At 68.6% G+C, this 24,718-nt stretch carries 24 protein-coding genes; 8 read left to right on the top strand and 16 right to left on the bottom strand.

The features are described from left to right. The first annotated feature begins 4 nt into the window (after nucleotides 1-4). The 6 genes from MKK60_RS26220 to MKK60_RS26195 all read left to right on the top strand — a co-directional run bounded on the left by MKK60_RS26220 (nucleotide 5) and on the right by MKK60_RS26195 (nucleotide 9,023). A complete protein-coding gene (locus MKK60_RS26220; RefSeq protein ID WP_147841585.1) occupies nucleotides 5-751 on the top strand; it encodes a WecB/TagA/CpsF family glycosyltransferase in 747 nt (248 codons plus the stop codon). A 135-nt stretch (nucleotides 752-886) separates the two neighbouring features. Next, nucleotides 887-2,299 (top strand): O-antigen ligase family protein, encoded by a 1,413-nt coding sequence (locus MKK60_RS26215; RefSeq protein WP_243989064.1) that lies wholly within the window; start codon nucleotides 887-889, stop codon nucleotides 2,297-2,299. Between the two features lie 483 nt (nucleotides 2,300-2,782). Beyond that, nucleotides 2,783-3,142 carry a VanZ family protein gene (locus tag MKK60_RS26210; RefSeq protein ID WP_243989063.1) on the top strand — a complete coding sequence of 120 codons (360 nt, stop codon included), beginning with the start codon at nucleotides 2,783-2,785 and terminating at the stop codon, nucleotides 3,140-3,142. A gap of 415 nt (nucleotides 3,143-3,557) precedes the next feature. After that, nucleotides 3,558-3,908 carry a hypothetical protein gene (locus tag MKK60_RS26205; RefSeq protein WP_243989062.1) on the top strand — a complete coding sequence of 117 codons (351 nt, stop codon included), beginning with the start codon at nucleotides 3,558-3,560 and terminating at the stop codon, nucleotides 3,906-3,908. 53 nt (nucleotides 3,909-3,961) lie between these two features. Next, nucleotides 3,962-4,204, top strand: coding sequence for a hypothetical protein (locus tag MKK60_RS26200; RefSeq protein ID WP_147841582.1), 243 nt, complete (start codon nucleotides 3,962-3,964; stop codon nucleotides 4,202-4,204). 1,207 nt (nucleotides 4,205-5,411) lie between these two features. Beyond that, nucleotides 5,412-9,023 (top strand): SdrD B-like domain-containing protein, encoded by a 3,612-nt coding sequence (locus MKK60_RS26195; protein ID WP_243989061.1) that lies wholly within the window; start codon nucleotides 5,412-5,414, stop codon nucleotides 9,021-9,023. 313 nt (nucleotides 9,024-9,336) lie between these two features. Here MKK60_RS26195 and MKK60_RS26190 read toward each other — a convergent pair whose 3' ends face one another. The 9 genes from MKK60_RS26190 to MKK60_RS26150 all read right to left on the bottom strand — a co-directional run bounded on the left by MKK60_RS26190 (nucleotide 9,337) and on the right by MKK60_RS26150 (nucleotide 19,329). After that, entirely contained in the window at nucleotides 9,337-10,041 is a 705-nt protein-coding gene (locus tag MKK60_RS26190; RefSeq protein WP_243989060.1) for a L,D-transpeptidase, read from the bottom strand. Between the two features lie 398 nt (nucleotides 10,042-10,439). Beyond that, nucleotides 10,440-11,381, bottom strand: coding sequence for a Brp/Blh family beta-carotene 15,15'-dioxygenase (locus MKK60_RS26185; RefSeq protein WP_243989059.1), 942 nt, complete (start codon nucleotides 11,379-11,381; stop codon nucleotides 10,440-10,442). After that, nucleotides 11,381-12,133, bottom strand: a complete 753-nt coding sequence (locus tag MKK60_RS26180) for a bacteriorhodopsin (RefSeq protein ID WP_147841578.1) — start codon at nucleotides 12,131-12,133, stop codon at nucleotides 11,381-11,383. Before MKK60_RS26180 ends, MKK60_RS26185 begins: the two co-directional genes overlap by 1 nt. 237 nt (nucleotides 12,134-12,370) lie before the next feature. After that, nucleotides 12,371-13,735, bottom strand: coding sequence for an amidohydrolase family protein (locus tag MKK60_RS26175; protein ID WP_243989058.1), 1,365 nt, complete (start codon nucleotides 13,733-13,735; stop codon nucleotides 12,371-12,373). 209 nt (nucleotides 13,736-13,944) lie between these two features. Continuing rightward, entirely contained in the window at nucleotides 13,945-15,270 is a 1,326-nt protein-coding gene (locus tag MKK60_RS26170) for an LLM class flavin-dependent oxidoreductase (RefSeq protein ID WP_243989057.1), read from the bottom strand. After that, nucleotides 15,267-16,634 carry an LLM class flavin-dependent oxidoreductase gene (locus MKK60_RS26165; protein ID WP_243989056.1) on the bottom strand — a complete coding sequence of 456 codons (1,368 nt, stop codon included), beginning with the start codon at nucleotides 16,632-16,634 and terminating at the stop codon, nucleotides 15,267-15,269. Before MKK60_RS26165 ends, MKK60_RS26170 begins: the two co-directional genes overlap by 4 nt. A gap of 109 nt (nucleotides 16,635-16,743) precedes the next feature. After that, the gene (locus MKK60_RS26160; RefSeq protein ID WP_147726206.1) at nucleotides 16,744-17,265 is read right to left on the bottom strand and encodes a cupin domain-containing protein; all 522 of its coding nucleotides are present in this window, start codon (nucleotides 17,263-17,265) and stop codon (nucleotides 16,744-16,746) included. A 25-nt stretch (nucleotides 17,266-17,290) separates the two neighbouring features. Continuing rightward, on the bottom strand, nucleotides 17,291-18,226 hold the full coding sequence (locus MKK60_RS26155) for an ABC transporter substrate-binding protein (protein WP_243989055.1): 936 nt from the start codon (nucleotides 18,224-18,226) through the stop codon (nucleotides 17,291-17,293). After that, complete coding sequence (locus MKK60_RS26150; protein ID WP_243935842.1) at nucleotides 18,226-19,329, bottom strand: LLM class flavin-dependent oxidoreductase; 1,104 nt, start codon at nucleotides 19,327-19,329, stop codon at nucleotides 18,226-18,228. The genes MKK60_RS26155 and MKK60_RS26150 overlap by 1 nt, the downstream gene beginning before the upstream one ends. A 418-nt stretch (nucleotides 19,330-19,747) precedes the next feature. Here MKK60_RS26150 and MKK60_RS26145 point away from each other — a divergent pair, with 418 nt between their 5' ends. Further along, nucleotides 19,748-19,915, top strand: a complete 168-nt coding sequence (locus MKK60_RS26145) for a hypothetical protein (protein ID WP_187275396.1) — start codon at nucleotides 19,748-19,750, stop codon at nucleotides 19,913-19,915. 87 nt (nucleotides 19,916-20,002) lie between these two features. Here MKK60_RS26145 and MKK60_RS26140 read toward each other — a convergent pair whose 3' ends face one another. The 5 genes from MKK60_RS26140 to MKK60_RS26120 all read right to left on the bottom strand — a co-directional run bounded on the left by MKK60_RS26140 (nucleotide 20,003) and on the right by MKK60_RS26120 (nucleotide 21,843). Next, nucleotides 20,003-20,170 (bottom strand): hypothetical protein, encoded by a 168-nt coding sequence (locus MKK60_RS26140; protein WP_187275395.1) that lies wholly within the window; start codon nucleotides 20,168-20,170, stop codon nucleotides 20,003-20,005. Further along, nucleotides 20,167-20,568, bottom strand: a complete 402-nt coding sequence (locus MKK60_RS28565) for a hypothetical protein (protein WP_279593213.1) — start codon at nucleotides 20,566-20,568, stop codon at nucleotides 20,167-20,169. Before MKK60_RS28565 ends, MKK60_RS26140 begins: the two co-directional genes overlap by 4 nt. An 85-nt stretch (nucleotides 20,569-20,653) precedes the next feature. Beyond that, nucleotides 20,654-20,929 (bottom strand): PsiF family protein, encoded by a 276-nt coding sequence (locus tag MKK60_RS26130; RefSeq protein WP_147728969.1) that lies wholly within the window; start codon nucleotides 20,927-20,929, stop codon nucleotides 20,654-20,656. Nucleotides 20,930-21,226: 297 nt separating this feature from the next. Beyond that, the gene (locus tag MKK60_RS26125) at nucleotides 21,227-21,439 is read right to left on the bottom strand and encodes a hypothetical protein (protein ID WP_243935838.1); all 213 of its coding nucleotides are present in this window, start codon (nucleotides 21,437-21,439) and stop codon (nucleotides 21,227-21,229) included. Nucleotides 21,440-21,609: 170 nt separating this feature from the next. Further along, complete coding sequence (locus MKK60_RS26120; RefSeq protein ID WP_243933815.1) at nucleotides 21,610-21,843, bottom strand: DUF2171 domain-containing protein; 234 nt, start codon at nucleotides 21,841-21,843, stop codon at nucleotides 21,610-21,612. A gap of 273 nt (nucleotides 21,844-22,116) precedes the next feature. Between MKK60_RS26120 and MKK60_RS26115 the strand changes: the two genes are divergently transcribed. Further along, the gene (locus tag MKK60_RS26115) at nucleotides 22,117-22,779 is read left to right on the top strand and encodes an SAM-dependent methyltransferase (RefSeq protein WP_147728971.1); all 663 of its coding nucleotides are present in this window, start codon (nucleotides 22,117-22,119) and stop codon (nucleotides 22,777-22,779) included. Nucleotides 22,780-22,857: 78 nt separating this feature from the next. On the opposite strand, the gene MKK60_RS26110 is transcribed toward MKK60_RS26115, so the two are convergent. Together MKK60_RS26110 and MKK60_RS26105 are read right to left on the bottom strand one after the other, a co-directional pair. Then, nucleotides 22,858-24,204, bottom strand: coding sequence for an APC family permease (locus MKK60_RS26110; protein WP_243989054.1), 1,347 nt, complete (start codon nucleotides 24,202-24,204; stop codon nucleotides 22,858-22,860). A gap of 243 nt (nucleotides 24,205-24,447) precedes the next feature. Further along, nucleotides 24,448-24,690, bottom strand: coding sequence for a DUF6894 family protein (locus MKK60_RS26105; protein WP_147729487.1), 243 nt, complete (start codon nucleotides 24,688-24,690; stop codon nucleotides 24,448-24,450). Between the last annotated feature and the right edge of the window lie 28 nt (nucleotides 24,691-24,718).

The raw sequence follows: 24,718 nt of genomic DNA, 5'->3' as shown, positions 1-24,718 counted from the left end.
CCCAATGCTGACCGTGACGGACATCCTCGGCGTTCGCGTCCAATCCGGAAAGGTGCGCGATGTCGTCGCCCATATCGACAATCGCGTGATGCATCGTTCGACGACACGGGTAGCTTTCCTGAACGCCAACCTGTCCAACGAATGTTCCCGACGCCCCACCATGCGTGAGCGCCTCGGCGACTTCCTGGTTCTCAACGACGGCGTCGGGGTCGATATCGCACGCCGCGTCCTGCATGGGACGGTGTTCGAGGAGAACTTGAACGGCACCGACTTCGTGACGTCCTATCTCGACAGCACGGATCACGACCTGCGGATCTTCCTCCTCGGAGCGCGCGGCGACGTGATCGAGCGGACTGCTGAGAAAATGGGACAGCGTTGGCCCCGGCACACCGTCGTCGGACGGCATCACGGCTATCTTAGGGAATCCGACGAGCCTTCGATCCTCGCAACCATCGCGTCGGCACGGGCCGATCTCATCTTGGTCGGAATGGGCAACCCTCGCCAGGAAAGCTGGATCGCAGCGCATGTTCCCGAGGTCTGCCCCTGCGGGATAGCGGTCGGCGCGTGGTTCGACTTCTTCGCGGAGGCGGTGCCGCGGGCACCGGCGTGGATCCGCAGCGCACGCCTCGAATGGGTCTACCGCCTCTGTCTCGAACCGCGCCGCCTGGCCCGCCGCTACCTTATCGGCAACGTCGTCTTCCTGTCCCGCCTTGCGGCCGCCAAGGTCCGCGGCGACCTCAAGACGACGTGAGGCCGGACCGATGCAGCCCAGGTGGGAGGGGACCAAGTCGATCGCGGCCGCATGGTCGGTCTTCGACGAAAGTCCGGCCGGATACGTAAGTCCCGGACCAACGGAAAACACTCCGATGACCGCGATATCTGCGTAATGGATGCCGCACCGACATACGCCAATCGCTTCGCCAGTGCGGCGGCGACCGTCGCGCTGGCGTTTTGCGTCGCCGCCGTTGTCGCAACGCTCGTCTTCGCATGGAGCGACAAGGACCCAGTCCCCCTCGGCTTGCTCATTGCGGCCGGAATGTTGCCGCTCCTGCTATTTGCCGGGGTGCGTACGCTGGTGTGGGACTGGCGCTACGCGTTCGCCGCGGGGATTCTGATCGTCGTCCTGCAATCGGCGACCCTGCGCACCCGAGAGATCGACGACAAGTCCATCGACTTCCAGATCCTGATCAAGCTCGGTTGCCTGGGATTGATGGGCGCATTGACCCTGTCGGCCTTGTTCGTGCGCCGCCTTCCGCTGGTCACTGCAGAAGTCGTGCCGTGGACCGTGTTCCTCGGCTTCACCGTCTTGAACAGCGTCCATGCGGTTCAACCCGCCATGTCGATGGTCGAAACCCTGTCGAACCTCGTGGCGTTCTTGTTCCTCTACGCCTTCGTCCGCATCGCGGGTCCGCAACGCTTGGTCGACGCCCTGATCGTCGCTTGCTTCCTGCTGTGCTGCCTTTCCATCGCCGCATACGTCTTGGACCCGCAACTCGGTCGAATGAGCGACTGGACGAACGGCGCGTTCGAGCCGACGGGGCGCCTGCAGGGGGTCTTCGGAACGGCCAATTCGGCCGGCGCGTCGGCCGGCATCGGCATTCTCCTGATGGTGCTCGCGTCGAAGATCTCGTTCCGCCGGCCGATGTTCTTCGTCCTCGTGGCGCCGATGGCGTTCTGTCTGCTGGCCAGCAACAACCGCATGTCTCTGATCGCCGTGGCGATCGGATTGTTCTACGTTTATCTCTCGCGCGGAAACGTCGGTCTGAAGCTGACCGTCGCTGCGATCATCGGCGGCTTCTTCTTGCTGGTCATGACCGGTTTCAGCGACCAGATCCTCTCCAGCGTCGCACGATCGGGATCGGCGGACGAGATCACGAGCGGCACCGGACGAAGCCGGATCTGGGCGGTGGTTCTCGATCTGTGGACCGAACAACCGCTGCTCGGCTACGGAGGCGGCTCGGCGAAATTCATCCTTCCCGTTCATCCGCTGCTGTTCAAGGCGGCCGCCCACGCACACGACCTGTACCTGAACGTCCTCTTCGCCGACGGGGCCGTCGGTTTCCTGATGTTCGGCACAGCCCTGGTCTCGACCCTGCGACGCAGCGCAGGCGACCGGGCGCACATCCTCCTCGCCATGCTCATCTTCTATCTCGTCTACGGGATCACCGAGCCCATGATCGGCGGTCTTGTCGCCTTCATCCCGCTCACGTTCTATGCCGTGCTGGTCCTGGTGGCGGTCGCCCCCGACCAGTTTCGGCACCGATCGACGATCCGCGCGCACATGCCATTCAAGCTTTGAGTGCCGCGCAAAGGACCCACGCGTGCGGTCCGGCCCCCTTGCGGGCCGGGTCGGACCGTCTTTGTCGGGGCAAGCAGCACACCGAGCGAGCTTCCCTGCGCAGGGCCCTCGGACGGTCCGCCCGCCAGGTCCGCCCGCCTTCGACATCCCCGGGAAGTAGGATGTGGTTCTCTTGGCCGGGTCGGGATAACCGGCGAACGCATTCAGTGCATCCGAGCTCGCTTATCGATCAGGTTTTCCGCCGGGCTTCAAGCGTTTCGCCAGCGCACCGTCATGGCCGAACGCATTGGGAACCCGGCGCAGGACGTCGACCGTCGATCAGCGTCAGGGCGGTCGAACGCAGGGCTCTGGCGTTCGAGCGGCAGGGCCGTCGCAACGCACGCAGCGACGCCGCCGCTCGGTGTCTCCGTGGATCCGGCGGCCAATTAAAGGGCCGAGCGCCGTTTCCGCTGCCGTTCCGCCAAAGCGACCGGATTTCCTCCCATGACCACAGCTTCGCGCATCCTCGGATGGTCACTCCTGGTGGGCGTGATCGTCGCGACCCTCGCGCCGATCGGCCTTCGCCCCGTAACCGACGCCCCGGCGGCCCTCGAACGCTTCGGGGCCTACGCCGCGGTCAGCTTCCTGTTCGCCTTCGGATATCCCCATCGCCGCTGGCAGATTCTCGTGATCCTATCAGTCGTTGCCGGCGCCATGGAGGCGCTCCAGATGGTCGAGGCGACGCGCCACGGCCGTTTCGAAGACGTCGCGGTGAAGATCGCCGGATGCTGGGTCGGAGTCACGGCCGCCTTCGCCCTCGCGTTGGCCCCCGGGAGGATGGCGAAGGACGAGATGCCTCGATAGGGGCGGCGTGCGTGAGCGCGTTTCCCGACCCTTCGGCGGTCGAACGCTCAGTCCCACTGCGACCTGTGCCACGGCTGCGCACCGTGCGGGTATCCCCCGTTGGGCGGCCCGCAGGGTCGCGATCACCGCTCGTCCGGTGTCACCACGATTCCGGGAGGACGACCGGATCGATCGTCCATCGCACACCTTGGCAGTACGGAACCATGCCCATGCTCCGGCTTCTTCGATTCCTTCGCAGTTGGTTGCTGATGTCCGTTCCGTTGGGCATCGCCGTCGGAAAAATCCTTCAAGCGAACAGGCGAGCGTCGTTCCCATCTCCGGGCCGTGCACCGGACTCGCATGCCGGACCAGCCCCGCCGGAGCTGCCGTCACCGCCCCCGCGCTTACCTTGATCCGGCGAAGAATTCCCGCCGGCGTGGACGAAGAGCAGTCATCACGTTTTGCCGAGCCTTCTTCATCCCGCTCTGTGCAGCGCAATGCACCCACCTCGCGCTGCACCGACGATCGTTCGCGCCTCCCTCCGAACAGCGCGGAGCGCTCTGCGCTGGTCCGCAACCAGTACTACCGTGGTGCGATGACGTCCGCTCAAACGGCGACGATCGACCGTGATCGTGTGCGACGCGTGGGCAACCCGATCCGCGACGAGCATCCGTCCGCGTCGATGCTTGCCGAGCGGCCCCTTTGGACGGTGTCCTATGCGTCCACATACTGGCCGTACCTTCGTCGTGGAGCGATCGATCGTGATCTATTTACAGACTTGGACTGATAGTTGCATGTTGCATCGCACCCTATCCTCTGTGCAATGCGGGGCGTGACATCATGCTCGGACTGGTGAGGCAGATAGCCTTCAGCATAGCGGAACTCGAGGCTATGGCGGATCAGCAAGCGGCGCTCGCCGACGATCTGGATACCGACAGCGCGGCGGATGCCATACGCCAAGTCGCACAGCATCATCGACGGCGGGCCGATGAACTGCGTTCCGAGCTGGCATCCCTGGGATCGGAATTCGCAGCCGAGAGCACGCCAACGCCGGCGGCCAGCCTCGGTGCGTGTGCGCGATGAGGGTGCGCGTCGCCCCGCAACGATCCGATCGGTGGAATTTGAACTCGCGGATCGCCAATTTAGGATCGGCTTTGAAGCATGCCCCTCCTTCAACTCTGTTAAATCACCGCCATGGTGGCCAAAATACTCTGAGAGATGGGCTCACGCCCGGCGCCGATCGTGACCTCACTGGAAACTCGGATTTTCTCACTGCGTCATAAAGTTAGGCACGGATCGGCCAAGGTCATGTTTCGACGCCGATCCACATGCAGTGAAACGCGACGTTCGAGAGGTCATCGCGGAGCGCTTCCAGCCGCCCTTGGCATTGTACGCAAAATCGTGTCCATTCGGTGTGCGCGTTAAGATGAAGCGCATGCGCTGACAATGGCTTAGCTGTTCTATCCGGTTGAGAATTTGCTGGGTCATAACCCTGGCGTTACAGTTCCACCTATCTCCACTCCTAACCTCCAGTTAACCACCCCTCGAACAAAAGCGTGACCACTCCGCTTGGGCAAATGCTTGGGCACGCCCGATAAAATTGAAAAAACCCAACAAAAAAAATCAAAGTCCGGTATCGGACACCCCTTCCGCCACTTCAGTCCCAAGCTGGGCATGCCGATTTCCCGCTAGAAATGGCGGTGAGCGTGCGAAGCGACTCTCCCTTCGATCCCATGATGCGAGCTTCGGCCTCTCGGACCTCCACCCGCTGGGCGAAGGCGCGCAGGTGATCCCGCCGATAGCCGCCGCCGAGGCGGATACGCTGCCGCGCCAACGTCGGCGAACCGGCGCGCGGTGGCAGGCGTCACCGCCCGATTGCCGGAGCTTTCGAGCATGGCCTGCGCCCGCTCGGCATCGACTTGCGCCTGGTCGCGAAGCGCCTTCGATCCGGTGATGCGGTCTCACCCGCCCGACTTCGTCAGAGCGCCGACGACCTTGGCCGCCGCGCCATGGCCCTGCGCGGCCTCACGCCCTGAGACACCATCTGCGAGCGTGGTCCACCGAGCCCGGCCCCTTCAGGTCGAACCCGCTCCACCGAATGCCGGGACCAGACACGCCATCGGTTTCATCCTGCGCCGGCGCGATCATCATGCTTCAGGGCGGACCACTCGCAAGGGGCCCGATTATGTCACCCGCGGGTCTTGCACGATATTGCAATGTGCATTTATCCCTTTCCGGAGCGGCGATTCGAGGACGCCGTGAAATTCTAAGAAAAAATACGTAGGGACCGATGACCGCAAGCGCAAAGATCTCTGGGATCGCTTTTGCCGACCCGAACGCCAACGGCATCAAGGATACAGGCGAAGCTGCCGTCTCAGGCCTTGTCGTTGATCTCCTCGACAGCACCGGGAATCGGATCGCCACGCAGACGACGTCGGCGAGCGGAGCTTACGTCTTCGACGGTCTCGACGATGGGATTTACAGCCTCCAGTTCAAACCTTTGATCGCTCAGGTGACATCCGGTCCGTTCCTTAGGGGAACTGTCGGTGATTTTGAGTTGCGAACAGGATATACGTCAGTTGATAATATATCCGCATATCAGAATGCGACGACCATCTTCAACGAAGGCATGAATTCCACCGCCGCTTTCCGCGGCGTCGTTTTCGTCGATGCAAATGGAAATGGGAAATATGATGCGGGGGAGGCGTCGCTCAGCGGTGCTGTCGTTACTCTGCGTGATAGCAATGGATCCGTGGTCGACACGACAACGAGCAGTCATCACGACTACAGCAACGCGACGCTCGATGGCGTTTTCAGCTTTGCGGGCCTGAAGCCGGGAACCTACTCATACTCCGTGGCGCCGACTGGCGGCACCGCGACGAACGCGTTCTCCTCGCAGTCCATTGTCTTGGCTGCAGGTGCCAATACGGGGTCGAGAAATCTAGCACTTTCGGGAAGCCCGGACCATATCATCATCGGCGGAACTATCTACAGCGACAGCAATGGCGACGGGCTTCTGAGCGCCGGAGAGACGGGAATTCGCCAAGCAAGCGTGGCGCTTTTCGACTCGAGCGGCCACGCTTTGCTCACCACGACTTCGGACTCGAGCGGTCATTATAGTTTTGGCAGCGTAACCGCCGGTTCATACACTGTCGTCGTCGCATCGCCGGATGGGCTCAAGAGTTCTTCTCCTCGACCTCTCACAACGAGCATGACCACGGATGGGTTGAACAAGGGTTTTGTTCCCGATGCCGATGTGGCCAAGACCGGCGATGTGCCTGCATCGTCGACTATCAACGTTGTCATACGGGGGCAATCTAACGCGCGCTATATCACAACAAATGGTCTGATGCCGGTCATCAAAGAGGACATCGAACATCTGCTAGGATTTGACGGCGTTGGTCACAAGGTCAATATCGTCGGGGATTGGAACAACTCCGATGGATCCAACACGGAATGGGGCGGGACCGGTCTAACGACCAACTGGCTGACGGCGAACGGCGGGGATTATACGAAAGGGTGGACTGCCAACGTCCAGGAGCTCGGGCTGCTGAGCGCTCTCGGAAAGTTGAGCGCTGCAGACCGCGCCAATCCCACCGCAATAGTCTGGTTGCATAACGAGAATGACAGCCTGAATTCAGGTCTTACGACCGACCTGTGGGAAAGTGCTGTCCGTTACGAAGCGGGTCTCGTCCGCGCCACGCTCGGGCAGGATGCGGGTACGACGCCATATCTCTTCGTCAACGCGATCCCTTTTCAAGGAGCTATAAAGAACCAGGATATCCGCGTCGGCCAAACACGGCTCACCGAAGACTCGAAATTCAATGCGGCGTTTGCGGTAAGTCAATCCAGCGACGTCGATATGGACGTCAATCTGGATGTGACAAAGCCTGTATTGCCTGGAAGCCTTCACGGCAATCAGGCTGATAGTGCACAGTGGGCTCATCGCATCGCGCTCGGCGTCGCCGAAGAATTTCGAGCGTCTGCGCTGTCGGGCTCGCCGCTCGCCCTGGCCGGTGGAAACATCGACGATGCCGGGCCGCTGGTTGTTTTTGCGAATGCCGTTTTCGGACATTCTCGCCAAGTCGTGCTGACGTTCCAATTCGACGCTGCATCCGGTTTGCTTCCGCTGAGTTCCAGCGCGCGCCTCGGTGCCGGCTGGAGCCTGCGCGCCGATTACACCGATGCTTCCCCCGATGCGGTTGCGGTTCGGGCGGATCTATTGGGGAACAACAAGCTTTTATTGACCTTCGATCATGAGGTGGTGGCTGGAGAAAAGCTGTTTTATGGCTGGGGCGGCGATCGTATCGCTCTGACGAATCTTCCAGGCATCGGTGCGGCTGTCTACGACGACCAAAACATGCCCGCTTGGGTCGACGCCCGTGGCCTCTCTGTCGTCTCCGATTTCACATCCCCAATCCTGACCCTCGGCGCGCGGCCGCCCGCTCAGGTCGAGGCGACCTCCGCGGCCGGTGCGCCGGTCGTCTTCGCGGCCACGTCCACCGATGCGGTCGACGGAGCCGATCCGGTGGTGTTCAAGGAAGGCCAAGCCGTCGTCGTGTCCGGCCAGACCTTCGGCCTCGGTGCGCACACGGTCGTCGCGTCCGCGACCGATCGTGCCGGCAACGCCGCGGTGCCGGTCTCGTTCGACTTCACCGTGGCCAGCACGCCGATTGCGAAGGCTGACGCCCTTACGCTCAGCGCGCACACCATCGCGACAGGGAACCTGCTCGCCAACGACATCAGTTTAGGCGGCAATGCTTTGCATGTCACGACCGTGCGTACGAACGCCGGAACGACTTATGACGTTGCGAACACAGGTGAAGTCACGATCGCAAGCCAGCATGGTATCCTCACGATCGGATCGGACGGTCATTACAGCTACCTATCTCACGCTGCAGGTGCCGAGTCCTTTACGTATATCGCAGGTGATGGTCATGGCGGCGCAGCCTCGAGCACCCTTACTGTTACCGCCGCCGCGCCTGCGCCAGCGTCCGACGCGACCTTCGCTTTCGCGTTCACGCAGGCAAATGTCGGTTATCGCAATGGTGATGCCCTGCTGACGGGACCGGATGGCATGGTGCACGATGTCACCGGCATCGACCACCTTCATTTCACCGACGGCACGATAGACGAGGCTCATGGATCGGCTCTCGTCGACGACCTCTACTACGACGCGCACAACCTCGACGTCTGGCGCGCCCACGTCGATCCCGAACAGCACTACGCACAGTACGGCTGGCACGAGGGCCGCGATCCGAACGCATTCTTCTCGACCGCGGCCTACCTTGCCGCCAACCCCGACGTCGCTGCCGCTGGCGTCAACCCGCTGACCCATTACGACATGTTCGGTTGGCGGGAGGGCCGCAGCCCCGGCCCGGGCTTCTCGGGCGAGGCCTACCTCGCGGCGAACCCGGACGTCGCTGCCGCGAAGGTCGACCCGCTGGCGCACTACCTCGGCTACGGCCAGGCGGAGGGCCGCGCCGCGTTTCCCGGGCTGACGATTGCCCAAGGCGGCGGCCACCACCTCTACGGCGACTTCGACGCGACCTATTACCTCGCCACGAACGCGGATGTGGCCACCGCCGCCCGTACGCAGACCGCGACCGCCGATTCGTTTGCCTTCACGCACTACCTCACATACGGCGCCCGGGAGGGCCGCGACCCGGACGCCTACTTCTCGACGACCGGCTACCTTGCCGCCAACCCGGACGTGGCGGCATCCGGCACCAACCCGCTGTTGCACTACGAGCAGTCGGGATGGTTCCAGGGCCGAGACCCGAGCGCGGCGTTCCACACGGCCGCATACCTGGCCGCCAACCCGGACGTGGCGGCGGCCGGCATGGATCCGCTGCACCATTATCTCCAGTTCGGCTTGGCGGAAGGGCGCCATCTCGCCTGAACCGCGAAGGGTCGTGCGCCGAGGAATCCCGATACGAGCCGGTCGTCCCGCTGCATGGGCGCTGGTTCGCCCCAGGCGAGCTCGTGACGAGGACCGGGTGCCGGGCGCGACGACGACCGAGCGTAGCTGGCCAAGCGGCGATGGCCGGCACGAACACCTCCGGTGCCGGCGGCCGATATCCCGGTGACGCGTCCTGGCGCAGGGTGTCTCAGGCACCCCTTCCGCCTGTCTTCCCGCCTTCCTCGGCGCGGCGCAGACCGCCGCCGCGAGACCGCGCGCCGGCTCGGCTTCCCGGGCAGGGTCGAACGTTCGGCTACGCCGGAAGGACGACCACCTTGGTCTTCACCGGCGTCCGGGCGTAGAGGTGGATCATGTCCTGGCTGAGCAGGCCGACGCAGCCGCTCGTGATGCCGGTGCCGATCGTGTCGGGCTCGCTCGAGGCGTAGATCGTGTAGAGCGTGTAGGCGCCGTTCTGGTAGAGATGCAGGGTGCGGGCGCCCAGCGGGTTGTCGAGGCCGCCCGGCATGCCGCGGGCGTATTGGGCCGCCTCCGGCTGGCGCCGGATCATCTCCTTGGGCGGCGTCCAGGTCGCCCACTCGGACTTGCGGCCGACATAGGCGTCGCCGTGCCAGAGGAACCCGTCGCGCCCGACATTGGCGCCGTAGCGGGTCGCGGCTCCGTCGCCCTCGATGCGGTAGACGTAGTAGTTGGCGGGATCGACGACGATCGTGCCGGGCGCTTCCTTGGTCTCGTAGCGTACCGTCCGGCGATAGTATTTCGGGTCGACCTTGCTGATGTCGACCGCCGGGATCGGGAACTTCTCGTCCGGCATCGGCCCGTAGGTCTTGGCCGCCTCGGCCAGCAGGATGCCGTCGGTGGTCGCGCAGCTGCCGAGGCCGAGGGCGCCGAGGCCGACCGCCGAGCCGGCCAGGAACGACCTGCGGCTCAGAAGCGCCGTCCGAAGCCAAGCGGTCCGGTCCATCGCGCCGGCATCGGCACGCCCACCATCCATGATCATGATCCCGAGCGTCCCATGTCCTGCGGCCCGATCGAAGCACGCTCCGACCGACGCTGCGCCAATGTACTGCCAAGCCGAGACCGGTGACAGCCGACGGGACTTGCAAGCTCGGCTTTTGCGTCGGGAGTGTGGCAAAAGTCACTCGGCGGCTCTGATCGTCCGCCGATGGCGACTTCAAGACATCGGTCGAATGCACTTGCCGCGAAGTCGCGCGTGCGTTCGGAGCTGTCCGACACTGGGCGATCGCGGTGATGATCGCTGCGCGTCGCCGCGCTCGCCTACAGTGGCCGGCGCGAGAGGATCGATGCCGTAGGTGATCGATGCCTAGGTCCCTCGGGCGAGCCCGGAGCCGGATCCGATCGGATCGCCGCGCGATCCGCGCATCGACGGCTCCGGGATCAGCCTTGCGACCGGCTCGCGATGCGGTCGAGGAGGACGTGCGGCACGGTCAGGGCGGACAGCATCTGGAGCGTCAGGGTCAGGAGGTTGGCCGGTGCATCCGCGGCGCCGGCGGCGTAGAGCGGCCACAGCCCCGCGCCGAGCAGCAGCGTCAACGCGAAGACCGGCAGCGCGGCGCGGACGGCGCGCGGCATCGTGTCGACGCCGGGCGCCTTCGCCGGGTCCCGCACCAGCGCCCGCATGTGCCGGGGGCCATGGAGGACGACGAAGTACAGGGTGAACGCGGTGAGCGGCGGCAGCAGCCAGAAGGCGGCGGCCAGGACGAACATCTCGGCCAGCACCGCCGGCCGCACGCGACGGCCGAGGAGCCAGGCCGCCGTGAGGGCGAGCCAGAGCCAGGCGGCGGCTGTCCACCAGGCGGGAAGCGACGGCATCGGCACCCGTGCGACCGCCGAGAAGATCTCCGCCGTCTCGGGCGGATGCAGGAGCGCCGGCAGGGCGATCGGGAGGCCACCGCGCACGAGCGCCTCGAACGGTCGGCCAGGGCCCGAATCCTCCTCGCCGAAATGCAGGACCGACAACCCGAGGAAGCCCGCAAGCGTCGCCAGGGGGGCGATCTGCCAGGCCAGGAGGACGAGGGCCGAGAGGCCGAGATAGGGAACGGCGAAGACCCCGAACCACGCTCGGCCGTAGCGCGGGCGCAGCAGCGGGGCCGCCACCGAGCCGTCGAGCGCACCGTGCGGAACGCCGAGGACGATGACGACCGTCAGGGCGACGAGCCAGGAGGCTTCGCGCGGGAGGAACGCGGAGGCGACCAGCCCGAGCGCGACGAGCGCGGCGGCGAGCTGCGGCAGGCCGGTCACCCCCGCATGGATGGGGTGGCGGCTCGCGCCGTCGGGCCCCGCGAGGCGGGAGAGGGACGATCGAGCCGCCAGGAGCATCAGGCCGCCCGGCGCAGCGGCGTCGTGGCCGTCCGCCCCTCGGCCAGGTCGCGGTCGACGGCGCGGGTCGTCTCCAGCGTCGCCATGATGCCGTAGACGACCTTGGCGGTGAGATCGAGGATCGCGATCACCGCCAGCGCGAGGCTCGGCGACAGGATGCCGAGGCCGTCCTGGCCGACGAGCAGCACCACCGGGTAGGCGCACCACACCCCGGTGAGGAACACGGCATTGCGCAGGAAGGCCTTGCGCACGTCGGCCCGCTCGCCGGCGTTCTCCTCGCGCAGCTGCACGAAGATCCCGTAGAACACGGCCAGGAACGCGCCGCAGGAGATGGCGAACCACGTCCACTTCACGGCGGCGACGTCGGACAGGCCGAAGGCCAGGGCCGTCACGATCATGAGCAGGTCGGAGCCGATCAGCCCCCAGACGACGGCCGGCCGGCGCATGCCGGAATGCATCGCAGTGCGCGAGAGCCCGACGAGCAGGAGCGGCGTGGTGAAGGTCCAGTCGATGTAGCGTGCGAAGTAGAACTGCCGCGCAGCCTCCGCCGCATCGGGACCGGCCGGAAGGGTGATGCTGCCCTGGCCCGTCGCCATGGCGAAGTAGGAGCAGGCCGCGATGATCGGCACGATTCCGTGGATGATCCCGTCGGCTTCTTCGGCGGGCGTGCGCCGCTTCGCGATGAACAGGATCACGGCGGCGCCTGCCGCCATTCCTGCAAAGCCCAGCCACAGCCAGAATTGAGGCGTCATAAATCTCTCGTCGGTATGGGGATGAAAGGGGCGCCCGGGACCGTGGCGCCCCTGCCCAATCACCCTCGCCCCCGATTGTTGCCAAGCCGCCGCGTCACAGGCGCGTGAGCCCCTGCGGCGCGTCGCCGCCTCGGCGAACGCGGGGTTCCGCCCTGTCCTGCGAGAACTCGGCCTCGGCCGGCGTGCCGGGGCAGCATCGCAGGCTCCGCCTGAGAATGCCGACGCTGCGACGCGCCGTCAGGGCGCGGCAGACGGGGCGACCGCCTGCGGCCGCCCGCGCTGCCAGACCTCGACGATCCGGGTGCTGGCGGCGATGTCCTCGGACGGATCGGCGGCGAGCACGACGAAATCGGCGCGGCGACCCGCTTCCAGGCGGCCGCGGTCGGCGAGGCCGAGGAGGTCGGCCGCCCGCGCCGTCGCGATGGTCAGGGCTTCCATCGGCGTGAACCCGGCCTGCACCATCAGCGCCAGCTCGCGGTGCTCGGCCACGCCGGGGACGCGCTCGGGCGCCGCGCCGCTGTCGGTCCCGAACCCGATCCGGACGCCGGCGGTCTGGAGCGCCTTGAGGTTCGCGAGGTTCGTGGCCAGCGAGTCGCGCGCGGCCTGCGCCTTGGCGCTCGCGCGGGTGTCGCGCTGCCAGGCGGGGTCGTCGAACCGCGCCTTGAGGTCGGGCGCGAGCGCCGTCCGGACGAAGGGCGTTTGCGCCCAGGCTGGCGCGTCGGCGTAGGCGAAGGTCGCCTCGTCGAGGGCCAGGGTCGCGATGTACCAGGTGTCGTGCGCCTTCAGCAGCGCGACGAAGTCCGGGTCGACCGGCTTGTCGCGGACGCCGTGCGCGAGCACATCGACCCCGGCCCGGACCACGGCCCGCGCGTCCTCGAGATCGTGGACGTGGGCCGCGACCCGCAGGCCGAGGCGATGGGCCTCGTCGATCACCGCCGCGTAGACGGAAGGCTGCATCTTGGCCGGCACGGAGCCGCCGAAATCGTCGAGCCAGAGCTTCACCATGTCGGTGCCGCGCGCCTTCATCGCGCGGACCGCGTCGCGGCCCTCGTCGGCGTTCGCCGGGCGGAAGAGCTGATCCGGGCTGACGCGCACCATCGCCTGCGGCGGGCCGCCGTCGGGCACCCCGATGCCGCGGTCGACGCCGAACAGGTCGGCGCCGGGGATGAGACCCGCATGCGCCTCGGCACGGATCTCGGGCATGATCGCGCCGTTGAGCCCGAGCGCCATGATCGTGGTGACGCCCCGGGCGGTGTAGGCTTCGAGCTGGGCGAGGATGGTCTCGCGCGTGTAGTTCCGGGCGCCGACGTCGACGCCCCTTACGATGCCGACGTGAGAGTGATCGGAGATCAGTCCCGGCATGATCGTGTGCCCGGGCCGTTCGCGGATCTCGGCGTCGGACGGCACCGCGACCGCCATGCGCGGCCCCGCCGCGACGATGCGGTCGCCGTCGACGACCAGCACCGCATCCGCGACCGGCTCGGCCGACAGGCCGTCGATCAGCCGGATGCCGGTGAAGGCGAGCGGCTTGGCGGCGGCCCCGCCGATGCAGGACAGGCTCGTGGCGACGGCCAGGGCCGACAGCAGCGCGTTCCGACGCATCGCACTCTCCTCCCGGATCGCCGACGGGACTTCGCCGGTCGCTCCTTCTGGCGTGCGACCTGGGACCCCGCGCGGTTCTCGAGCGCCGATCTGACGGCGTTTCGTCCGGTTTGTCGAGGCAATCCGGGCGTGCGGTGCTGCCCGGCGCTTCGATCCGCCTCGGACCGACGAACGGGCGTGCCGGGATGGATCGTCTGCCGGGGGCCCCCTCAGGCGAAGAAGCGGTTGCCCGGGCGCGGCAGGCCGAGATGGTCGCGCAACGTCGTCCCCTCGTAGTCCCGGCGGAACAGGTCGCGGCGCTGCAGTTCCGGCACCAGCCGGTCGACCACGTCGTCGAGGCCTTCCGGCACGAAGGGGAACATCACGTTGAAGCCGTCGCAGGCCCGGCCGTCGAGCCACTCCTCCATCCGGTCGGCGACCTGTGCCGCGGTCCCGACCATCTGAAGGCCGCCGTAGCCGCCGACCTTGCGCGCCAGCTCCCGCACCGTTGCGCCGGTCCTGCGGGCGTAGTCGACGATCTGCGCCTGCCCGCTCTTGCTCGCGTTGGTCTCGGGGATCTCGGGCAGCGGCGCGTCGAGGGCGAAGCCCGAGGCGTCGACGCCGAGGCGCACCGAGAGGTTGGCGAGCCCGCTGTCGGGATGGACGAGGTCGTCGAGCCGCGCCTTCTTGGCCCTGGCCTCGTCCTCGGTCCCGCCCAGCACCACGAAGGCGCCGGGCAGGATCTTGAGGTGGTCCGGGTCTCGGCCGAGCGCCGGCATGCGTCCCTTCACGTCGGCGTAGAACGACTGGCCCGCCTCCAGGGTGGAGCTCGACCCGAACACCACCTCGGCGGTCTCGGCGGCGATCTGCCGTCCGGCTTCGGAGGCGCCGGCCTGCACGATCACCGGCCAGCCCTGCACCGGCCGGGCGACGTTGAGGGGGCCCTTCACCTTCAGGAACGCGCCGCGGTGATCGAGGACGTGCATCCTGTCGGGGTCGAAGAACAGCCCGCTCCCGGGGTCCATGCGGAAGGCGTCGTCGGCGAACGAGTCCCAGAGGCCGGTCACCACGTCGAAGAACTCGCGGGCGCGGGCGTAGCGGGTGGCGTGCTCGACATGCGCGTCGCGGCCGAAGTTGTGCGCCTCGTCGGGATTGCCCGAAGTGACGAGGTTCCAGCCGGCGCGGCCCTTCGAGATGTGGTCGAGCGAGGCGAACTTGCGGGCGACGTGGTAGGGCTCGTTGTAGGTCGTCGAGGCGGTGGCGATCAGCCCGATGCGCTCGGTGACCATGGCGAGCGCCGGCACCAGGGTCAGCGGATCGAACGAGGTCACGGTGGCCGAGCGGCGCAAGGCCGCCGGCGGCATGTTCATCACCGCGAGATGGTCGGCCATGAAGAAAGCGTCGAACTTCGCCGCCTCCAGCCGGCGGGCGAAGTGGACGAGATGCTCGAGGTTGAAGTTGGCGTCCGGGTACCCGCCGGGATAGCGCCACCAGGCGGTATGGATGCCGAGCGGGCGCATGAACGCCCCGAGATGCAGGCGTCGGTCCCGGCTCATCGTCCCTCCTTCGTGCCGCTGCCCGAGCCGGACGGCGCCGCCGGGCCGAAGCCCGCGGGCGGACGCGTGCCGAGATGCGCGCGCAGCGTGCGGCCCTCGTACTCCGTCCGGACGAGGCCGCGCCGGCGCAGCTCCGGCAGGACCAGCTCGATGAAGTCGTCGAGGCCGCCGGGCAGGGTCGCGGGCATGATGTTGAAGCCGTCGGCGCCGCCGGCGCGGAAGCGGGCCTCCATCTCGTCGGCGACCTGCATGGGCGTGCCGACGATCTGCGAGTGGCCCCGCGCCCCGGCGATCCGCAGGTAGAGCTGGCGAAGGGTCAGCCCCTCCCGGCGGGCGAGGCCGAACATCAGCTGCTGGCGCGACTTGGCGCCCTCGGCCTCCGGCAGCTCCGGCACCGGGCCGTCGGGATCGAACCCGGAGAGGTCGAAGCCGCCGACCATCCGCTCGAGCAGGGCGAGGCCCACCACCGGGTCGATCAGGTCCTGCAGCGCCTCGAACTTGGCCCGCGCCTCCGCCTCGCTGCGCCCGACGACGGGAAACAGGCCCGGCATGACCTTGAGGTCGCCGGGCTCGCGGCCGAACCGCGGCAGGCGCGCCTTGAGGTCGCCGGCGAACTCGACCGCTTCCGCGAGCGTCTGGTTGGCGGTGAACACGACCTCGGCGGTGCGGGCCGCCAGATCCTTGCCCGGCCCCGACGAGCCCGCCTGCACCACCACCGGCTGGCCCTGCGGCGTGCGCGCGATGTTGAGCGGTCCGCGCACCTCGAAATGCGTGCCGCGATGGTTCAGCGGGCGGAAGCCGTCCGGCTTCGAGAACTGGCCGCTGGCGCGATCGATGACGACGGCGCCGTCGTCCCAGGTGTTCCACAGGCCCAGCACCACGTCGACGAACTCCTCGGCCCGGGCGTAGCGGTCGCCGTGGCGGGCGATGCCGGCCTCGCCGAAATTGGCGGCCTCGGCGTCGGTCGTGGAGGTCACGAGGTTCCAGCCGGCCCGGCCGCCGCTGAGGTGGTCGAGCGAGGCGAAGCGCCGGGCGACGTTGTAGGGCTCGTTGAAGCTGGTCGAGGTGGTCGCGACGAGCCCGATCCGGCTGGTGACGGCGGCCAGCGCCGACAGCAGCGTCACCGGCTCGAAATGCGCCGAGCGCGCGGTCCGCTCGCTCGAGCGCAGGTTCGAGTCGCGGATGCCGGAGCCGTCCTCGAGGAAGACGAGGTCGAACTTCGCCGCCTCGGCCCGCTGCGCCCAGCCGACATAGCGCTCGAGGTTGAGGCCGCCGTCGGCCTCGCTCGACGGGTGGCGCCAGCCCGCCACGTGGTGGCCGGTGGCGTAGAAGAACGCGCCGAGGCGCATCGTGTCCTGTCTCAAGGTGTCCCGCCCCGCCGGCCGATGGTGAATGTCGCGCTGGGCCTCTCGGGTGCCCGCATTGCAGAACGCGCCGCGACCTGCGCCGTTTCAGCGCTCGCGGCGCCGGGCCTCAAGGATGCTTGTGGATCGGATCGATCCAGTGGACGGTCTCGGGCCGCTCCACCGGCTCGACCTCCGGGATGTTGACCACCACCGCCTCGTTGTCGGAGCGCACGAGCACGCATTGCAGCGTCTCGTCGGGCGAGGCGTTGATCTCCTGATGCGGCACGTAGGGCGGCACGAAGATGAAGTCGCCGGGGCCCGCTTCGGCGACGTATTCGAGCCGGTCGCCCCAGCGCATCCGGGCGCGCCCCGACAGCACAAAGATCACGCTCTCCAGCGCGCCATGATGGTGCACCCCGGTCTTGGCGTCGGGCTCGATCGCCACGGTGCCGGCCCAGATCTTCTGCGCGCCGACGCGGGCATGGTTGATCGCCGCCTGCCGGAACATGCCCGGCGTCTGCGCCGTGTTGGCGTCGAGCCTGTCGCCGGGGATCACCCGGACGCCGTCGTGCTTCCAGCGCTCGGCGCCCGGACCCGGCTCGGCCTGGGCGTGCGGGTGGTCGTGCGGGTCGTCGTGGTGATCGTGCATCGCTCGAATCCTGCTCGTCGGCCGATCAGCGTAACGCAGCCGGTTGCGGTAATCCCGTGTCGAAGATCGCCTCGGCCCGCGGCGCGCGCGCCTTCGGGATCAGGCCTGCGCGCACGTAGAGGTCGATGTTGGCCTGCTCGTCGGCGATCACGGCCTCGTCGATCGGGACGTTGCGGTACTGCGCCCGGCCGAACCAGCGCAGCGGCACCGCCTCCGGCAGGCCGATGAGCTTCGACCAGACCTTCGCGTAGGGGGCGGGGTCGGCGAGCGCCCAGGCCCGGGCCCGCGCGAGCCGCTCCCCGAAATCGGCGAGCAGCGCGCGCTTGTCCTTCAGCGCGGCGTCGCTCGCCACGGCGAAGCTGAGGCCTGGCGTGATGCCGTTGCCGTCGCGCACGACACGGACCAGGCCCGCGAGCTCGGCGGTGGAAGTGTAGGGCTCCCAGGTCGCCCAGGCGTCGACGCTGCCCGAGGCCAGGGCGATCTTGGCGTCGGCCGGCGGCAGGAAGCTCAGGGTGACGGCATCGGCCGGCAGCCCGGCCTCCTCCAGGGCCGCGAGCACCACCTGATGCCCGATCGAGCCGCGGTTCGTCGCGATGCGCCTGCCCTTGAGGTCGGCGACCGTGCGGATCGGCGAATCCGCCGCCGCCAGGATCGCGAGCCCGTCCTGGCGGTTCCGGAAGGCGAGGAAGGCCTTGACCGGAACGCCCGCGGCGGCGGCGAAGGTGAAGGGCGCGTCGCCGACGCCGCCGGCATCGATCGCGCCGGCGTTCAGGGCCTCGAGCAACGGGGCGGCGGCCGGGAACTCGCTCCAGGCCAGCCGGTAGGGCAGCCCGTCGAGGACGCCGGCGGCCTCCATCAGCGCGCGTGCGTTGCCGCGCTGGTCGCCGACCCGGAGGACGTCCTCGGCCCGGGCGGGGATCAGGGCAACGAGGAGCGCGAGAACCGTCAGAAGCGCGCGCATCAGGCGGCGTCCGCGGTGGTGGAGCGGTTGGCGAGCTGCGCGCGGAAGGCCGGCAGCAGGTCGCGACCGTAGCCGATCGCATCCTCCAGCGGATCGAAGCCGCGGATCAGGAAGGTGCGCACGCCGAGGTCGTGATAGTCGAGCAGCGCCTCGGCGACCTGATCGGGCGTGCCGACGAGCGCGGTGGAATTGCCGGCCGCGCCGGTCTCGGCGGCGATCGCCGTGTAGAGGCGCTTGTCCAGGCGGGTGCCGCTCGCGGCCGCCGCGAGGAGCCTTCGCGCGCCCTCGTTCTGCGGGGTCGCCGCGGGGCCGAGGCCCCTGGCCGCGCGCACGGCCCTGGTCCTGGCGAGGATCGCCTCGGCCCGCGCCCAGGCCGCCGCCTCCGTGTCGGCGAGGATCGGCCGGAACGACAGGCTGAAGCGCGGATTCCGGCCGTAGGGGGCCGCCGCGGCGCGGACGCGGGCGATGAGGTCGCGGACCTGATCCAGCGTCTCGCCCCAGAGGGCGTAGGTGTCGGCATGGCGCCCGGCCACGTCGAGCGCCGCCGGCGAGGCGCCGCCGAAGAAGACCGGGATGCCGTCGGCCCGCACCGGCTTCACCTCCGAGAACCCCTGCTCGACTTGGTAGAAGCTGCCGGAATAGTCGAACGGCGTTTCCGCGGTCCAGGACAGGCGCGCGACGTCGAGGAATTCCCGCGTCCTGGCGTAGCGCTCGTCCTTGCTCAGGTGATCGCCGTCGCGTGCCAGGTCCCGATCGTCGCCGCCGCTGATCGCGTGGATGGCGATGCGGCCGCCGGTGAGCTGGTCGAGCGTCGCGAATTGCCGGGCGGCCACCGTCGGCGCGGTGAAGCCGGTGCGATGGGCGATCATCAGCCCGATCCGTCGCGTCACCGCCGCGATCCGGGACGCGATCAGCAGGGCGTCCGGCGCCGTCGAGTAGGCGGCGACGAGGATGCGGTCGAAGCCGCCGGCCTCGTGCGCCTGAGCGAGGCGGTCGAGGTAGTCCCGGTCGATCGCCGGACCCTCCGCCGGATGGATCTCGGAGGTCAGCCGGGGGGCCGCGAAGCCGATGAACTCGACGGCATCGGGCGGGAGATGGCTCATGGGACTCTCCTGATCGCTCGGGCGTTCGAAGGCCGGGGTGCCGCGCGCCGCGATGGCGCGTGCAGCCGCCCGAAGCAGTCGACCCGAGCGAGGACGCGCGTCCGACGCCTGTCGGACGGGACCGGGAAGGGCTGCGAAAAATCCGCCCGGCCTCGCCCGAAGTCAACGAGAGGGAATTTTTAATGCAGACGGCGAGCCAGAAAGACGATCTCCGATCTGGGGCCGCTGGCGAACTATATTCTACTCTTCAAAAGGCTCCTGACCTTCTGCCCTTCGTCCGATCCCGCGACATCATCGGCGACATCGGGAGCGGCACCGAACCCTCGCCGTCTCGCGAACGGATGCGTGAACTCGATGCCGTCATCGATCGACGCGCGCCTTCTTCCTGGAGAGCGCCGAGGGCAACCCCTACGCCAACGTGCGGGCGACGACGCAGGCGCTCGCGCACGACCCGCACATCGAGCGCCTCTCGGTGCCGCTGCAATCGGAGGCGGTCGCCGGCTTCATCCGCGAGCGCGACCGCGGCTCGGTGATCCCGGGTCCGCCAGCATCGTCCGCATCGGCCGGCGGGCAAATCATCCGGTAGGGCGCCGCGGACCATCGCGGCGCATGGTGCGCAACGGCGTCGTCCGCTCGATGCCGGGGGCATGCACGGCAGTACCGGTCAGCGCCGTCACCGCCGCCTGGTCCGCAGGGCCAAACCCAGCGCGCCCGGCCAGAACACGAGGCTCAAGGCGATGACGGGCCAGAGGTTGCGCCCCTTCCAGGCCGCGATCCCAGCCGGCAGGAGCAGGATGGGGATGGCGACCGCGAGGAAGAGCCAGAACTGGAGGTCGCTCATGGCTTCTTCAGGCAGGTCGCGACCGGTCGGGCGTTCTTGGCGGGCTTGGACTGCAGGTCCATGCATCCGACGGTGGCGATGCCGTCGGTGATCGTGACCGAGGGAAGCACCGCGTAGCCTTGGCAATAGGCGCCGATCAGGATCTCGTCGCGCCGGCAGAGCACGTCCTGCCGCACCAGGCCGTCGAGGGCGGGGCCGACGGGACCGGGCTCGCCGCGCTCGCCCCTGTCGCCGGTCGCGCCGCGCTGCCCGGTCGCGCCGGTGAGGCCCGCGTCCCCTCGGGGGCCGGGCGGGCCGGTGTCGCCCTTCGGCCCGGCCGGGCCGGCGGGGCCGGGCTTCGGATCCTGGCAGCCGCCGAGGGCGAGCAGGATGCAGGCACCGAGGAGGGACAGCCGCATCCGGCCGACCTCATCACCGATGGGCCGACGTCGCGGACGCACGGTCGGCGAGAGCGGGATCAAGGCGGCGCGCCGGACGACCGGATCAGGATCGGCCGTGCTTGCACGAATTCCGGAAGGCCTTGCGCGCCTTGCCGTGCAGGCCCTGCTTGTCGGCTTGCATCGAGCATTCCTTCGATCGCGCGGTGCGATCCGCCTTCGGCGCCGCGGGCTTGCTCCCCGGTGCCGTGGGATTGGCCGCCGGTGCGGTGGCCGCCGACCCCGGCACCGCGCCGGGCGCGTTCGCCGTGCCCTGCGCACGTGCGGGGGCGACGAGGAGAAGGCTGCTGGCGACCAGCGAGGCGGCGAGACCGAGCTTCATGATGGTACGCTCCCGTGAGGCGGCTGAAACGGATCGGCCCAGCCCGGCGTTCCGCCCCACACGGATCGTTGATCGACGCCTTGGCAGGGGTTCTGCGCCTCCGGTCCGATTCGAACGCCATTTCGGGCGCCGCTCGGTCATTCTTCGGCAACCTGTCTGCCGCACCATGCCTTGACTGCCTCGGCAGCCAGCAGATCTGCCCGATCCGCTGCGGCGGCCCTGCCTGCCCCCTCGGGCAGGGTCGCCTCCCCGGGCCTGGCGCGACGCTCCGGCCGGCCCTTCCGTCCGGATCGTCTGTCACGGCTCCGAGACTTCGGGGACGGCGCCCTCGCCGTCCTTCCCGTCCTCCGTGCCGTCGCGGCCGGCCTCGGGCGGGGCTTCCTCCATCTCGGTGGTCTGCAGCCAGGTCATCAGGCGCTGCAGGCTGTCGAGGGACGGTTCCTCGGGGCGAGCGGTGGCGAGCGCCGCGCGGACTTCGCGCAGAAACGCCTCGGCATCGTCATCGGACATCGCGGCTCAACACGGTTGATGCCATTCCCGGTCGCTCATCGGAGACGATGACGGAGCCCGGCAGCGGTTGGCCGGGGGCTCGTCGCCCGTTGCGCCGAACGCCGTGGACACCGCGTTCGGGCCTGTGCGGGGGCGGAACGCGACGCCCAGGCGCCGCGGATCCCATGGGGTCAGGACGTCGACCACTCGCGCTTGACCTCCTCGGCCGGCCGGTCGAGGCGGACGGTGTCGCCCTCGACCGCCTGGACGAAATCGACCGGGATGTAGTGGTGCAGGCCCCCGGCGGCCGCGTCCTTCTTCGTCAGCTTGATCTCGCCCTTGTCGACGTGATCGACCGTGCCGACGTGGGCTCCGTCCGAGCCGACGACCTCGGCGTGTTCCTTGATCTGCGCGACGTCGACCATGCGTTTTCTCCCATAATACGGCTGTCTCAACGGGATGCGCCGCGTCGATGTTCCTCGTTCACGCTCCCGGCACAGGCCGTCGATCGGGCATGAACTGTCGATCGGGCCGTCCTGACGCGGGCGGGCTCCGGCGGAACTGTCCCGGGCGGATGCGGTTGCGCTCATCACAGGCCTACGGACGGGGTGAGGTTCATCGTGCGCGACTGCAAGCGACCGTCACGCCGGAGCCTGCTGCGATCCGGGGGCGGCGTCGTCGCCGGCACGCTGCTCGGGATGACGGCCGCCGCGGGTGCGGAGAGCGAGGCGGGAGGGCCGGCTGTGACGGAGACGGGCCGGCGCGCGAAGTCCCTCGACACCGACTACTTCAAGGGCATGTACGCCACCGAGGCCGATCCCTGGCAGTTCGCCTCGAGCGCCTACGAGCGTGCCAAGTACCAGGCGACGCTCGCCGCCCTGCCCCGGCACCGCTACGCGTCCGCCCTCGATGTCGGCTGCTCGATCGGGGTGTTCACGCACCAGCTCTGCCAGCGCTGCGATGCCGTGGTCGGGCTCGACGTGGTTCCCTCCGTGATCGAGGCGGCCCGCGCCCGCTGCGCCGATTGCGCGAATGCGCGCTTCCAGCTCGCCGCCGTTCCGGGGCAATGGCCCGACGGGCGGTTCGACCTGATCGTGATCTCGGAGGTGGCCTACTACCTCGACCGGGCCGATCTCGCGCGTCTCGTCGCACGGGTGGAGAACGCGGTGCTGCCCGAGGCCGACATCGTGCTGGTGCACTGGCTCGGCGTCACCCACTACCCGCTTTCTGGCGACGACGCGGCCGAAGGCTTCATCGCCGGCGCGAAGGGCTTCGCGCGGGTGCTGGCGCAGTCGCGGACCGCCGAGTACCGGCTCGACGTGCTGCGCGCGACCAAACCGGGCGCCGCCTCGACGCCGTGATCGCGCTTCGGGAACGGTGCGCGCCAGCGGTCTCGGCCGGCCTCGCGTCGCACGCATCGGCTTCGGGATCGAGCGGCCTTATCGCATCGGCGTCCGGTCCCTGCGCCGGGCCAGCCCGTCCGCAACGACGAAGAGCAGCAGGCCGGCCAGCATCAGGAGGAAGCCCGCGAGCGACTGGAGCGGTCGCGAGGCGACCAGGTGGACCAGCATGAACAGCGTGACGCCGAGGAAAATCAGCGGCGTGACCGGATAGCCCCAGGCGCGGACCGGCCGCGGCAGGTCGGGCCGGGTGATGCGCAGCCTGATCACGCCGAGGACGGTGAGGAACGAGCACAGGATCAGGCTGAACTGGATGAATTCCAGCACCGCCTCGAAGCTGCGGGTGAGGAGCAGCAGGCTCGCGACGACGGCCTGCAGCAGGGTCGCGGCCACGGGCACGCCGGTGCGGGCGCGCCGCGCGAACACGCGCAGCAAGGGCGCGTCCTCGCCCATCGCCACGGTGACGCTCGGCCCGATCCACATCATGGCGCTGATCGTCGGGATCAGGCCGAGGCAGATCAGGATGCCAACGAGCCGCCCGCCCGCCTCGCCGAACACGTGGCGCCCGCTGATCAGGGCGACCTCGATCTGCCCGGCGAGCTCCGCGGTCGGCGTCGTGTAGAGGAACACCGCGTTCAGCGCGACGTAGAGCACGAGCACGACGCCCGTCCCGACGAACAGCGCCCGCGGCAGGCTGCGCGGCGGATCGGCCAGATCCCCGACGATGTAGGTCGCCGCGTTCCAGCCCGTGTAGGCGTACATCACGAAGACGAGGCTCACCGCGAAGCTCGCGCTGAAGATCTGGCCCGGGTCGGCGGCGTTCGGCGCGAAGTCGGTCGACCCGCCCCCGCCGCCGGCGAAGCCCGCGACGATGAAGAGCACGATCAGCGCGAGCTTCAGCAGCGTGAAGCCGACCTGGATCGCATCGCCGTGGCGGCCCCCGACCAGGCGGATGGCGGTCACCCCCCAGACGACCGCGAGGCCGAGGGGCAGGGGCGGGGTCCCCGGCAGGATCGCCTGCGCATACTGGCCGAACGCCATCGCCGCGAGCGCCACCGGCGCGGCGAACCCGACCGTCGCGGAGAGCCAGCCGGCCATGAAGCCGAAGGCGGGGCCGTAGGCGCGGGTGAGGAAGTTGTACTCGCCGCTGGAGCGGGGAAACATCGCCGCCAGCTCGGCGTAGCTGAACGCCCCGCACAGAGCGACGACGCCGCCGACAAACCACAGCAGCAGCAGCGTGAAGCCGGACGTGATATCCGTGACCTGGAAGCCGAGGCTGGTGAAGACGCCGACCCCGACCATGTCGGCGATCACGATCGACGTCGCCGCCCGGGTCGAGACGAGCGGCGCCGTTCGCGCCGCGGGCGGATCACCGATGTCGGACATGGCCGCGATCATCGCCGCGCCGACCCGCGCGATCAAGCGCGAGGGCTCGGGCACCGGAGACGGCGCGGTTCCGCCCGGAGAGGGGCAGGCACTGGCCTCGGCGGATGCGGCGGCCGATCGGCGGGCACCTGCCGACGCTCGAGCAGGTCGTCGACATCGCCAGGCGCTCGGCCGCCGACCCCGCGACGCCGCGGTGACGCGCCGATGCCCGGCCGGCGCCGCCCGAGGGTCCATCCTCGGTGCTCAGCCGACGTCGAACGTCTCGATGTCCAGCGAGAGACGGGCTCGGAAGACGACCTTCCGGTGCTCGTCGCGGACCACCGCGAGGTAGTCCTGGCGCTCGGGGACGGCCGCGAAGCCCTGCGCGATCTTCGACATGATCCGGACGAGCTTCTCGCGCGCGGCATCCGCATCGGGCAGATCGAAGCCTTCGGTGTCGCGCACGAAGTGCGCGCCGTCATGCAGGTCGATGGTGAAGCGCGGCATTGCGGGACATATCCGTGGGATTTTATCC

Source organism: Methylobacterium sp. J-092, assembly GCF_022829325.1.
GTDB lineage: Bacteria > Pseudomonadota > Alphaproteobacteria > Rhizobiales > Beijerinckiaceae > Methylobacterium.
The sequence above is the reverse complement of the archived record's forward strand: the minus strand, read 5'-3'. Positions and strand labels throughout refer to the sequence as shown.

Excerpts from the sequence above, each read along its gene's own strand:
- MKK60_RS26220 (WP_147841585.1), top strand. The coding sequence starts at position 5 with ATGCTGACCGTGACGGACATCCTCGGCGTTCGCGTCCAATCCGGAAAG.
- MKK60_RS26200 (WP_147841582.1), top strand. The coding sequence starts at position 3,962 with ATGCTCGGACTGGTGAGGCAGATAGCCTTCAGCATAGCGGAACTCGAG.
- MKK60_RS26140 (WP_187275395.1), bottom strand. The coding sequence starts at position 20,170 with ATGAGCGACCTCCAGTTCTGGCTCTTCCTCGCGGTCGCCATCCCCATC.
- MKK60_RS26105 (WP_147729487.1), bottom strand. The coding sequence starts at position 24,690 with ATGCCGCGCTTCACCATCGACCTGCATGACGGCGCGCACTTCGTGCGC.
- MKK60_RS26130 (WP_147728969.1), bottom strand. The coding sequence starts at position 20,929 with ATGAAGCTCGGTCTCGCCGCCTCGCTGGTCGCCAGCAGCCTTCTCCTC.
- MKK60_RS26185 (WP_243989059.1), bottom strand. The coding sequence starts at position 11,381 with ATGCTCCTGGCGGCTCGATCGTCCCTCTCCCGCCTCGCGGGGCCCGAC.
- MKK60_RS26115 (WP_147728971.1), top strand. The coding sequence starts at position 22,117 with ATGACGGCCGCCGCGGGTGCGGAGAGCGAGGCGGGAGGGCCGGCTGTG.
- MKK60_RS26175 (WP_243989058.1), bottom strand. The coding sequence starts at position 13,735 with ATGCGTCGGAACGCGCTGCTGTCGGCCCTGGCCGTCGCCACGAGCCTG.
- MKK60_RS26195 (WP_243989061.1), top strand. The coding sequence starts at position 5,412 with ATGACCGCAAGCGCAAAGATCTCTGGGATCGCTTTTGCCGACCCGAAC.
- MKK60_RS26160 (WP_147726206.1), bottom strand. The coding sequence starts at position 17,265 with ATGCACGATCACCACGACGACCCGCACGACCACCCGCACGCCCAGGCC.
- MKK60_RS26125 (WP_243935838.1), bottom strand. The coding sequence starts at position 21,439 with ATGTCCGATGACGATGCCGAGGCGTTTCTGCGCGAAGTCCGCGCGGCG.
- MKK60_RS26120 (WP_243933815.1), bottom strand. The coding sequence starts at position 21,843 with ATGGTCGACGTCGCGCAGATCAAGGAACACGCCGAGGTCGTCGGCTCG.
- MKK60_RS26180 (WP_147841578.1), bottom strand. The coding sequence starts at position 12,133 with ATGACGCCTCAATTCTGGCTGTGGCTGGGCTTTGCAGGAATGGCGGCA.
- MKK60_RS26210 (WP_243989063.1), top strand. The coding sequence starts at position 2,783 with ATGACCACAGCTTCGCGCATCCTCGGATGGTCACTCCTGGTGGGCGTG.
- MKK60_RS26190 (WP_243989060.1), bottom strand. The coding sequence starts at position 10,041 with ATGATCATGGATGGTGGGCGTGCCGATGCCGGCGCGATGGACCGGACC.
- MKK60_RS26215 (WP_243989064.1), top strand. The coding sequence starts at position 887 with ATGGATGCCGCACCGACATACGCCAATCGCTTCGCCAGTGCGGCGGCG.
- MKK60_RS26155 (WP_243989055.1), bottom strand. The coding sequence starts at position 18,226 with ATGCGCGCGCTTCTGACGGTTCTCGCGCTCCTCGTTGCCCTGATCCCC.
- MKK60_RS26110 (WP_243989054.1), bottom strand. The coding sequence starts at position 24,204 with ATGTCCGACATCGGTGATCCGCCCGCGGCGCGAACGGCGCCGCTCGTC.
- MKK60_RS28565 (WP_279593213.1), bottom strand. The coding sequence starts at position 20,568 with ATGCGGCTGTCCCTCCTCGGTGCCTGCATCCTGCTCGCCCTCGGCGGC.
- MKK60_RS26170 (WP_243989057.1), bottom strand. The coding sequence starts at position 15,270 with ATGAGCCGGGACCGACGCCTGCATCTCGGGGCGTTCATGCGCCCGCTC.
- MKK60_RS26150 (WP_243935842.1), bottom strand. The coding sequence starts at position 19,329 with ATGAGCCATCTCCCGCCCGATGCCGTCGAGTTCATCGGCTTCGCGGCC.